At 40.4% G+C, this 11,608-nt stretch carries 9 protein-coding genes; 1 reads left to right on the forward strand and 8 read right to left on the reverse strand.

What is annotated here, in order from left to right; translation table 11 throughout:
• Window positions 1-254 precede the first annotated feature (254 nt).
• The 4 genes from clpX to Q1V93_RS04265 all read right to left on the reverse strand — a co-directional run bounded on the left by clpX (window position 255) and on the right by Q1V93_RS04265 (window position 5,148).
• Complete coding sequence (gene clpX, locus Q1V93_RS04250; RefSeq protein ID WP_300661921.1) at window positions 255-1,475, reverse strand: ATP-dependent Clp protease ATP-binding subunit ClpX; 1,221 nt, start codon at window positions 1,473-1,475, stop codon at window positions 255-257.
• A 77-nt stretch (window positions 1,476-1,552) separates the two neighbouring features.
• Window positions 1,553-2,221 (reverse strand): ATP-dependent Clp endopeptidase proteolytic subunit ClpP, encoded by a 669-nt coding sequence (gene clpP / locus Q1V93_RS04255; RefSeq protein ID WP_300661924.1) that lies wholly within the window; start codon window positions 2,219-2,221, stop codon window positions 1,553-1,555.
• 107 nt (window positions 2,222-2,328) lie between these two features.
• Window positions 2,329-3,126, reverse strand: a complete 798-nt coding sequence (locus Q1V93_RS04260) for a DUF2797 domain-containing protein (RefSeq protein WP_300661927.1) — start codon at window positions 3,124-3,126, stop codon at window positions 2,329-2,331.
• 78 nt (window positions 3,127-3,204) lie between these two features.
• Window positions 3,205-5,148 carry an ATP-binding cassette domain-containing protein gene (locus Q1V93_RS04265; protein ID WP_300661930.1) on the reverse strand — a complete coding sequence of 648 codons (1,944 nt, stop codon included), beginning with the start codon at window positions 5,146-5,148 and terminating at the stop codon, window positions 3,205-3,207.
• A 125-nt stretch (window positions 5,149-5,273) separates the two neighbouring features.
• On the opposite strand from Q1V93_RS04265, the gene Q1V93_RS04270 reads away from it, so the two are divergent.
• Entirely contained in the window at window positions 5,274-5,594 is a 321-nt protein-coding gene (locus Q1V93_RS04270) for a helix-turn-helix transcriptional regulator (protein WP_300661933.1), read from the forward strand.
• 152 nt (window positions 5,595-5,746) lie between these two features.
• Here Q1V93_RS04270 and Q1V93_RS04275 read toward each other — a convergent pair whose 3' ends face one another.
• From Q1V93_RS04275 to Q1V93_RS04290, 4 genes are all read right to left on the reverse strand, one after another.
• Entirely contained in the window at window positions 5,747-7,483 is a 1,737-nt protein-coding gene (locus tag Q1V93_RS04275) for a GldM family protein (RefSeq protein ID WP_300661936.1), read from the reverse strand.
• Between the two features lie 275 nt (window positions 7,484-7,758).
• Entirely contained in the window at window positions 7,759-8,751 is a 993-nt protein-coding gene (gene gldN, locus Q1V93_RS04280; RefSeq protein WP_300661939.1) for a gliding motility protein GldN, read from the reverse strand.
• Window positions 8,752-8,874: 123 nt separating this feature from the next.
• Window positions 8,875-9,885, reverse strand: coding sequence for a gliding motility protein GldN (gene gldN, locus Q1V93_RS04285; protein ID WP_300661941.1), 1,011 nt, complete (start codon window positions 9,883-9,885; stop codon window positions 8,875-8,877).
• Between the two features lie 30 nt (window positions 9,886-9,915).
• The coding region (locus tag Q1V93_RS04290) for a GldM family protein (protein WP_300661944.1) at window positions 9,916-11,608 on the reverse strand (1,693 nt) is incomplete at its 5' end.

Raw genomic sequence — 11,608 nt, forward strand, 5'->3', positions numbered from 1 at the left:
CAGAAGATCTCGATCCGACAATTCGCGACATTCTACACATCAAAACGCATTACGAACAACTTTTCACTGCAAAAGGATCGGTGATTAAGTATTGCTCGTTTAAAGTGAATTAAATGGTTTCCTCCCTTGAGGGAGGACTAAGGAGGGTGGCAATTTTCAGGTTAACTATTCCACCCCTCTTTATCTCCCCTCAAGGGGAGAGCAAAAATCCCCCTTCGTTTTCACAAAGAGGGATCCTGTATCTTTTCAATTCTTTAAGCCACTTTCAAACGCGCAACTTTACTTTTAGAGAATTGAGCTTTTGCATATTCCAGGTCGACTCTGAACTCTTTTTCGTCTTTTGAAGGAAGCTCATACATCGCATCAATCAAAATTGCTTCACAGATCGAACGCAAACCACGAGCTCCTAATTTGAACTCGATTGCTTTCTCTACGATAAAGTCCAAAACTTCCGCATCAAACTTCAAACGAATTCCATCAATTTCGAACAATCGCATATATTGTTTGATAATTGCGTTTTTAGGTTCTGTAATGATTCTTTTCAAGCTTTTCGCATCCAATGGCTCCAGGTAAGTCAATACCGGGAAACGACCGATCAATTCCGGAATCAATCCGTATGATTTTACGTCTGTCGGTGTGATATACTTCAGGAAATTATCCTCGTCTACTTTTTCAGTAACCTGAGAACCGAATCCGATAGTTTGTCTGTTCACACGACTTGCAATAATGCGTTCAATTCCATCAAAAGCACCACCGCAAACGAACAAAATATTTTTCGTATCGATGGAAATCATTTTTTGTTCCGGGTGTTTTCTTCCTCCCTGCGGCGGAACATTTACCGTAGAGCCTTCCAGTAATTTCAACAAAGCCTGTTGGACTCCTTCTCCGGAAACATCACGCGTGATGGACGGATTATCGCTTTTTCGTGCAATTTTATCAATCTCATCAATGAATACAATTCCATGCTGTGCAGCCTGAACGTTGTAATCTGCAGCCTGTAGCAAGCGCGAAAGAATGCTTTCCACATCTTCCCCTACATACCCCGCTTCGGTCAGAACAGTTGCATCGGCAATACAGAAAGGAACGTTCAACATTTTGGCAATGGTTTTTGCCAGTAAGGTTTTCCCGGTTCCGGTTCTTCCTACCAAAATCACATTTGATTTTTCAATCTCAACGTCTTCGATTTTGGTTTGATGTAAACGTTTATAGTGGTTGTAAACAGCTACTGAAAGCGTTTTTTTCGCGTCATCCTGGCCAATCACATATTCATCCAAACGCTCTTTGATATCTGCTGGTTTCAACACATTCACAGGAGCAGTTTCAGGAGAAACTTTCGTTGACTGATCTTCTTCAATGATTGTTTTTGCCTGTGTGATACAATGATCACATATATGACCGGACAATCCGGCGATTAATAAACCAACTTGGCTTCGCGGTCTTCCGCAAAACGAGCAAGAAGTTTCTTTTTTTGACATATTCTACTTTTTATCGACAAAAAAGTCATCCCAATTATGTAATCGAGATGACTTAGATAATATTGTGCAAAGTTAGACTATTTTGGGTTGCGAAGCAATACCTCGTCTACCATTCCGTATTCCTTAGCTTCAGCAGCTGTCATCCAGTAATCACGGTCTGAATCTGCCCACACTTTTTCATACGTTTGTTTTGAATGCGTTGCAATAATATCGTACAGCTCTTTCTTCAATTTTTGAATTTCACGAGCTGTGATTTCGATATCAGAAGCTTGTCCCTGAGCACCTCCAAGCGGTTGGTGAATCATTACACGCGCATGCTTCAATGCAGAACGTTTTCCTTCTGCTCCTGCACACATCAGAACTGCTCCCATAGAAGCTGCCATTCCCGTACAGATTGTTGCTACATCCGGCTTGATGTATTGCATCGTATCGTAAATTCCCAAACCTGCATAAACAGATCCTCCCGGAGAATTCAAATAAATTTGAATGTCTTTTTTCGCGTCAACTGATTCCAAAAACAACAATTGAGCATTGATAATGTTTGCAACCTGATCATTGATTCCTGTTCCAAGGAAAATGATACGGTCCATCATCAAACGCGAAAACACGTCCATTTGTGTCATATTTAAATGACGTTCTTCAATAATATATGGTGTTAATGAAGATTCGATGTAGCTTTCCAGGTGCATGCTGGAGATCCCTACATGCTTCGTTGCGTACTTATTAAATTCGTTTTTATCGAACATGATTGATAGATTTTTTACAAGTATTAAAATTAATAGAATTCAGAAGAACTGATTCTTTTTTTGACAGAAATTAACGAGCATAATTACAACATCCAAAAGTTCAAAACTTATTGATGCGCAAACTCGATTTCATAGCTGGTGTGTTTCCGGAGATTGATCACGCTTTCGTCTTCAAAAATCAGGTACTGACCTTTGATTCCGACTAGCTTTCCGCGCACAACCGGTGTTTTATCGAAACTTACACTTTTCACTTTCAGGGGATATTTTTCCACCGGGTAATTCAATTCTGTAATCGTGTCGTCCATGCTGACAAAATCACGTAAATCAAAGGGAAGTAAATCTTCTACACGGCCTTTTTCATCCAACAAATCAATGTCTTCACGGATTTCATTTTTCAGCATTCGCTGCCAGTTGGTTTTATCTGTCATCACCGATTTCAATGCCACTTCAATCAATCCGGCTTCGTAACGATTTGCTGTTTCAGCCAGAACAATTGCCTGTGCCGCTCCCTGATCAATCCACCGGGTTATTTTTTGCTCCAGGCGCGTGACTCCTACTTTCACTGAATCCGAAGCAGCCAAATAGACAACATGCGGTTGATTGTGGTGTTTTTCTTCCCATTCCACATCTCTTCCTTCACCCAAATGTGCCCGGCACAATTCCGGATTGATAATACACGGAGCCGCTTGCGGAGCAGACTGGAAGCACTTAAAACAAAATCCTTGTCCAAATGAGTTTTTCGTTTGTTTTCCGCAGTTCGAACAAATGATTCTTCCTGTCCAGTTCAACTGGATTTCACGTCCGATCAAGTCGTTCATTAAAATCTGAGTCTCGTGATCCAAAACCAATTGATACTGAACCGGATTATCAAACGAAACCCGCATTTTATCTAATAATCCTTTCATCTTTTTTTAATTTTAGGACTTGAATTTAGTACTGAATCTTAATGTCTTAATGTCTTAATGTCTTAATGTCTTAATGTCTTAATCCAGTATATTTTCCAATTCTTCCGTTGCTTCCAACCATAATTCCGAATAGTAATCCAATTTGGACTTTGCTTCTTCAAACGCTTTCAAAACCGGTGTTGTTTTCGCGGAATCCGAAAAATCCATCGTTGCCAATTCGTCTTCCAGCTTTTTCACTTCATTCTCCAGTTCCTGAATGCGTTCTTCGTGTTGTCTGACCTTATTCTGAAGCTGGTTCTTCTTTCGTTTCAGCTCTTTTCGCTCTTCGTTGGATTGTGTTTTCACACTCGTATCCGAAGTTTCAGCAGCAACCAAGGTTTTGTTTTCCGCTTTTACCGGTGCAGAAGCAACTTCCGTTTTTAATTTCCGCTGAAGGTATTCATACACGCCAAAATGGTGAATTTTCAATGTTTGATTCTCAATATCCCAAATTCGGTTGGTCAATCCATCCAAAAATTCCCGGTCGTGAGATACAATCAAAAATGTTCCTTCGTATTGCAACAAGGCCTTTTTCAAAACCTGTTTACTTTGAATATCCAAATGGTTTGTCGGCTCATCGAGAATCAACACGTTCGACGGACTCAACAACAACTGACACAAAGCCAGCCTGGTTCTTTCTCCTCCCGACAAAACGCCGACTTTCTTATCAATGTCTTCTCCCGAAAACAAGAACGCTCCTAAAATGGATCTCAGGTCTTTGCGCACATCACCGGATGCCACCAAATCAACTGTTTCGTAAACGCTCAGATTTTTATTCAAGCGTTCCGCCTGATCCTGCGCGAAATAAGTAATCTTGACATTGTGTCCGTATTCTACTTTTCCTTCAAAATCAATTTCTTTCGTCAGACATTTAAACAAAGTCGATTTCCCGACTCCGTTTGGTCCTAAAAGCGCAATTTTCTCTCCTCTTCCGACAGTGATCGAAATATCTTTGAATAAGTTTCTGTTTCCATAACTCTTACCCAAATGTTCCATTTCCAGTACCCATTTTCCGGGTTGAACATTCAAGGGGAAGAAAATATTCATTTTCGCGACCATGTCGTTTTCTACTTCGATCCGTTCCGTCCGATCCAGTTTCTTGATCAGGGATTGCGCAAAAGCTGCCTTATTTTTCTTGGCCCTGAATTTATCAATGAGCTCCTGGGTTTGCTTAATTTCTTTATCCTGCTGTTTTTTCGCATCCACCAAACGCTCCAACTCCTCGGCTCTTAATTCCTTGTACTTCGAATATGCATACGGAAAATCCAGGATCTTCCCGAAGGAAATTTCCCAGGTTCTGTTGGTCACATTATCCAGGAACAAACGGTCGTGAGAAATAACAATTACGGCTCCGTCGAACTTGGTCAGGTAATTTTCCAGCCACTGAATCGAAACGATATCCAAGTGGTTGGTCGGCTCATCCAGCAATAACAAATTCGGACGGTTAACCAATATCTTAGCCAATTCGGCCCTCATTTTCCATCCTCCGGAGAACGATTCCAACGGTTTTTCAAAATCGTCCTTGTGGAAACCCAATCCGTCCAAAACAGAGGCTATCTTTTCTTCCCACTGGAATCCTTCGTGGATATTGAACAGATCATTCGCCGCGTTCAACTCATTCAGCAATTCAAGATAAGACTCGGAATCGTAATCTTCCCGTGTGGTGATTTGTTTGTTGACATCATCAATTTTCGTTCTCAGATCGTTCAGTTGCCCGTTCGAGAAGAACAAATATTCGAATACCGTTTGTTTGGTATCTATGACAATGTCCTGCGTTAAAAATCCTACTTCCAATCCTTTCTGACGGTGAATTTGTCCGTCCGTTGGTTTCTCCGTTTGTGCAATGAGGCGCAGCAAGGTAGATTTCCCCGCTCCGTTTTTACCAACCAAACCAATTCTATCTCCCTGATTGACCTGTGCAGAACAATCTTCAAATAAATACCCTTGTGGGAAATGCACTCCCAACTTTTCCAAAACAAGCATGTGCAAAGGTACTATTTGGAAAGTAAAATTGTGATTAGTAATTCCTTCAAATTCCTTTCTTTTTAACAATTCTGTTATTGCATGAAATGATGTTTTAAACTAAATTAAATAAGAAACGACAGAAAATGGGCTTAATTAAACCAAACAACTATTCCAAAAATGAACTGAAATTCGATGCTGTAAGTAAGGCCGTCAGTCACCCGGCTCACTCGAGAATCATAGACTTACTGGTAGATTACACTTTTGTTCGAAACATAGATTTGTCAGGATACCTCAATTTAAGTCATTCAATGGTTACTAAGCATCTTGATTATTTGAAACGTGCCGGGGTTATTTATTGTGAATATCAAATCCATTATGATATTCTAAGACTAAATCAGGAAACCTTGGATTACTATTTCAGTGAAGTTGAAAAATGGAAAGAAGGAAAAAGACGATTAAAATAGCCTGTTTTCCGACAACAAACTCATTTGGACAATATTACCATATTGTAAAAAAGAGCCTTTAATCTTGAAATCTCAAATTTAGAAGTTCAACAAAATTTGGGAAAATCAAAACGAGCCAGATCCTTTCACCTGACTCGTTTCTCCCCAAATAATTACACGACAAAGGCAATTGTTTTCCATTGGTGCGTTTTATCCGGTCCCATATACTCCAATCTCAAGTTAATGAAACTTCCTGATCTGGCTTGTTTGATCAATCTCAAACCTTCTGCCGAAAGTTGATTCCCTTTTCCTTTTTCGGGTCTTGGAGCAGTGCTCGTACTCAATTCCCAACTTAAAACATCAAATTTCGCATCCAGCGGACTATTCTTATATCGCGCAAACAACCTCGATTCTCCCGTAGGAATTTTGCCTCCTGTTTCCACTAATCCGAAAAAGAATTCGGGATCCGGAAGCCTCATGACACGGAAGGAGAAAGTTCCTAATTTCACCCGTTTTTTCGTTACGGAATTCACTCCAAACACATCAATTGTTGCAGATTTACCACTAGTGGTCACTTTCGCGATATGTTGGTTTCCGCTTTTCGTCAAACTCACTCCGTTTCCGATCAGCACTGTCTGGTCATATCCGGAAGCAACTCCTTCAATCTTGTTTTCATAGCCTTTGTACAACACATTCAACTGAGGAAGCGAAACCGTTCCTTGCGGCCGCATAATTTTGACCGTATGCGACCAGTTTTCGGTCTTCATCAATCCAGCTTTATTTTTAATTGAAACCGTTCCGTTCAGAACCATTTCGCTTCCCGATCCGGCTTTCGCTTTGATTACACCTTTTCCTCCCGTTCCTTTAAAAGATGTTCCGTTATAAGTAACTGTAGGTTGATTGTCTGAATCAAATGCAGCCATCATGACGTTCAATTCCACATCATCTCCCATATTTGCAACTGCAGGGCCATAAGCCAATCCAACAATACTGTTAAAGGAGAATTCCCCTATCCCAACCTTTGTTTTCAAATGTGCCAAAGCCAAAGCCCGCGCCGAAAGAATATCTTGTTGTAAAGAGGAAAGCGACGCCAATGCTGCGACCAAAGGAGAATGATCAAAAGTTCGTCCGATCCAATGCACTCCTTCCATATCATTTTGATCCACCCGTTCCGGCTTCGTCAAATCCACATAAAGTGCTGAAAGAATGGCTTCATCATCCCGCAGGTTTGCTTTTGATGATTTCAACATTTGCTCTACTTTCTTTTTCAGATCAGAAATATCTTTGAAATCATTAATGGCTTTCGGATTGATCGAAAACGATTTCTCACCTTCCTTGTAAGTTCCCACTGTCTGAACCAGTTTGGAACGAAAATTATTGTAATCATTCCATATTTTTATTCCTTTCCCGGTTGGTTCTTTGATATCATCTCCGATAATCACGTACATCGGCACATCATACTCATCTTTTGCATCTATAGCCATTAAATTCATACGGATCGGTGCGCAATCTTTCCCCTTTTGCCACAAAATTGTTTTTTTATCGTCGGGCTTGTATTGTTCCACATTTTCTCCCGATTCCTTCAGAATTTCGAGTTTTACCTGGTCAATTTCCTGAACCAGTTTTGCTGTCAGAACATCTACTTCCTTCATTTGCGACAAAACTCTTTTCAATTTTTGAAGTTTTACCCTGTTTTCATTTCCTCTCGTAGTTGCAATTTCACCGGAAATTTCCGAAATCAATTCATTTCCTCTATCCACTTGAGTAATATTCGATTTCTGGGTATTTTCCTCAATTGCTACAAATGCATCCAGAATTGTCTGCGACACATTCAATGCCAGAATCGCGGTCAGTACCAAATACATCATACCAATCATCTTCTGTCTGGGAGTTTCTTTTCCACCTGCCATGATTTAAATTTTTAAGGTTATACCTATCGAATGTCATTCTTTCAAATAGTAACACATCAACCCGAAAAATTCCAGGGGAAGAATCTTTCTCAATCCAATTTTAATTGGTGACCACTAGCTATTTTGCATCTCAAACGCCATTTTGCCAATTTGCCATATTGCAACCAATTACCCTGGTACATATTTATTAACTCACTTTTTATATCCTAAATAGCTCAAAAAAACAAAACCCGGGACGACTCACTTCCCGGGCTTCTTAATAAGTTCATGTATCATCAAAAATTCCACACATCCTGTTCAAAAGTCTGGATGCCTTCAATGATATCAGCAGATTCCAACAAAGCATCCACTCCGGTTCTATAACTGTCAATCGAACGGTCAAAGACGTTGCTTTCTTTGTAAACCGTACTTGAGAATCTTCGTTTCCAAAATAAGTCGTCGTAACTCATCCACTGTGCATCGTTTTTATCATTGTACACGTAATAATTTGTCAACAGATAACGAAAATGCGGGAAATAAATCCAGAATTTCGTTTCCAGGCCGGAAATCATTGTTTTTCCATCCGGAGAAGTTTCTTCTTTATAGACAACCGGAGCAATTCCCATAATCCGTACATCCATAACGGATCGTTCTTTGTCGAAAAACCAATCTTCCTTTAGCAAATACTTCACAATGTGTTCCGAATCGATCCAGGTCGTATCACGTGGTGGATAAACAAGTTGTGAAACCCCGTTAATAACTGCAACTGAATCATCCCCATAAATGGTTGAATAAGGCCGTTCAGGTTCAGGCCCTAATTTTCCCAGATAATAGAACACGTTATCTCTGAATAATGAATCATTACAGTAATTTCCTCCGGGTTTCGGAGCAACCGGATACTTGAATTGATCACCATCCAAAACCGTATACTGATAAGGATTATAAGGTGAAAAGATCTTTAACTCACCATTCATGATGTGATGGCGCATAATGGTCCAAAGCGACCAGCAATTTGTATTTCTGACGTATTGCCCCGATGGTGTATGATGATCAAGCGGATAATACAAGGGATGATTGATCTTTTCTCTCAGATCAATCTCCCGCCAGACGCGCTTGCTCCAGACGACATCGGCTTCCCGCACATATTCATAGGGAATAGTTTTTTTCGTAAGGATGTTTTCTTTCACATATGGACCATCCATAATCGAAGTTGGAGTGATAAAATCACTCTCACATTGGGCATGGGCAAAATTTGCACAGGCAAAAAAGGTAATAAAGGTATATTTCATGGCTTGGGTTTATTCCATAGCGCCAAACCCTTGCTTTTGTTACAGCTGTTAACCAACCAGTTATAAACAAAACCCCGATCTCGTATATACGGGACCGGGGTTTTCTTTATTCTTTTGATTCAATTAGAAGTTCCAAACATCATGTTCGAAATTTCTGATTTCTTCTGTAATCTTCTCAGACTCCATCAGTGCGTCTACACCCGTTTTGTAACTGTCGATCTCACGATCGAATACGTTACTTTCACGGTAGATCGTACTTGTAAAGCGACGTTGCCAGAACAAGTCATCGAAACTTTGCCACTGCGCATCATTCTTTTCGTTATACACAAAGTAGTTAGCTAAGATATAACGGCAATGAGGGAAGTACAACCAAAATTTCTCTTCCATTCCGGTAATCGTTTTTCCACCTGTAGGAGAAGTTTCCTCCTTATAAACTACAGGAGCAATTCCCAAAATACGCACATCCAATACAGATCTTTCTTTATCGAAGAACCAGTCTTCTTTTAAACGGTACTGTACGATTTGCTCTGAATCAATCCACATGGTATCCGCTGGCGGATATTTGAATGTAATTGTTCCATCCGGAAGCGTAATTTCGATCGGATCACCGTATTCGTTTGTCAACGGAACGTCACTTTGTGGACCAAGTTTACCTAAATAATAGAATACTTTGTCACGGAATAAAGAATCTGTATAATAGTTCTTTCCCGCTTCCGGTACAACCGGATACTTGAACTGATCACCATCCAACATGTCATACTGATATGGGTTGTATGGTGAGAACACCTTCAAATCTCCATTAACGACATGGTGACGCAAGATTGTCCATAGAGACCAACGGCTTGTATTTCTCACATACTGTCCGGATGGCGTGTGGTAATCAAACGGTAAATAAATCGGGTGATTCATTTTCTCACGCATGTCAATCATTCGCCAAACACGATGACTCCAGACTACATCAGCTTCACGAACAAACTCATACGGAATCATTCGTTTTGTAGGAATGTGTTCTGTGATGTACACCCCGTCAACAACATCCGCCTGAGGGACATTCACTGGCCCACCATTGATTTCCTGTGCATTCGTTAAAAACGACCCAGCAAACAAGGTACTTAATAGAACTAAACGTTTCATGATTGACACTCTATTATTTATTATTCTTCATTAAATGGTGAATACACCACTTTTCTTACGTAGGATACCATCCGGCCCTTTAACTTGCGTCATAAAGCTGATAGTAGATCCTGGTTTTGATTGTTTCAACAAACTGATTCCGTCTGCATTCAATGTGTTACCACTTCCTTTAGCAGGACGTGGTGCACCAGCAACGTTCAACTCCCAGGTTTGAACCGAGAATTCAGCTTTCAACGGGCTATCAGAGTAACGCGCAAACAAACGAGTTTCTGCTTTAGAAGCTTTACCACCATCTTCAGTCGCTCCGAAGAACAATGATGGAGGAGGAAGGTTCATTACACGGAATGTAAATGTTCCTAAAGAAACCGTTTTGTTTGTTACAGAGTTTTTACCAGAGATTGAAATCGTAGCAGTTCTTCCTGCACCATTTACACGACCGATATAACCGTTACCTGATTTCGTTAAAGATACACCGTTACCGTTTAAGATTGTCTGATCGTAACCAGAAGCAACACCTTCTACGATATTGTTATATCCTTTGTAAAGTACATTCAATTCCGGAAGGGAAACTGTTCCTTGTGGCTTCATAATCTTGATTGTATGAGTCCAGTTTTCAGTTTTCTTCACTCCTGATTTGTTCTTGATAGATACAGTACCGTTCAACACCATTTCAGCTCCACCGGAAACCTTCGCTTTCAATGTTCCCTGACCACCTTCAACAGTGATTGCTCCAGGACCAGTTACTTCCGGTTGGTTATCTGAGTCAAATGCAGCCATCATTACTTTCAATTCAACTTCATCACCTGTGTTAGCAATGGATGGACCATAAGCCAAACCAACGATTTTGTTGAATGAGTATTCTCCTGTTGATACTTTTGATTTCAAGTGAGCCAAAGCCAAAGCTCTTGCAGACAAGATATCCTGTTGCATTGATGACAAAGATGCCAACGCTGCTACCAACGGAGAGTGATCAAATGTTGCACCGATCCAATGTACTCCATCCATATCGTGAACTTTCATACGCTCTGGTTTCGTCAGGTTGATATACATATCTTGTAATACCTGATCATCATCTCGGTGATTCACGTTGCTTTTTTGGATCATTTGTTGAACAGATTTCACCAAATCAGCATTCGTTTTAAACGTGTTAATCGCAGTTGGAGTGATCGTGAAGTTCTTTCCTCCGTCATTGTAAGAACCAACTGTTTTTACCAGGTCAGCACGGTATTGGTTGAAGTCAGCCCACAATTTCTTTCCGGAACCTGTAGGAGTTTTGATGTCTTCACCGATAATTTCGTGCATTGGGATATCGTATTGATCTTTTGCCTGAACAGCAGCTAAGTGCATACGAATCGGTTTACAAAAACCTTCTTTTTCCCAAAGGATATGTTCTTCGCTATCCTTTTTGTATGCCGTGATTTCCTCACCAGACTTCTTTAAAATATCCAACTTGATTTTGTCGATACTTTTCAAGATTACGTCTGATAATTTGTTTACGTCATCCATTTGCTTAATAATCTTTTGAAGCTTATCACGCTTCGCCTGGTTTTCAGCATTTTTTGGTGTAGTGCTTAATTCTTCGTCTACTGCTGACTTAAATCCATCACCACGCTCCATTTGGGCAACATTTGCCTTCTGGATATTTTCTTCAATTGCGACAAAAGCGTCCAGGATCTGTGTTGATACGTTCAACGCCAGTAGCGCTGTCAATACCAAGTACATC

The organism is Fluviicola sp. (genome assembly GCF_030151805.1).
Classification (GTDB): Bacteria; Bacteroidota; Bacteroidia; order Flavobacteriales_D; family Crocinitomicaceae; genus Fluviicola.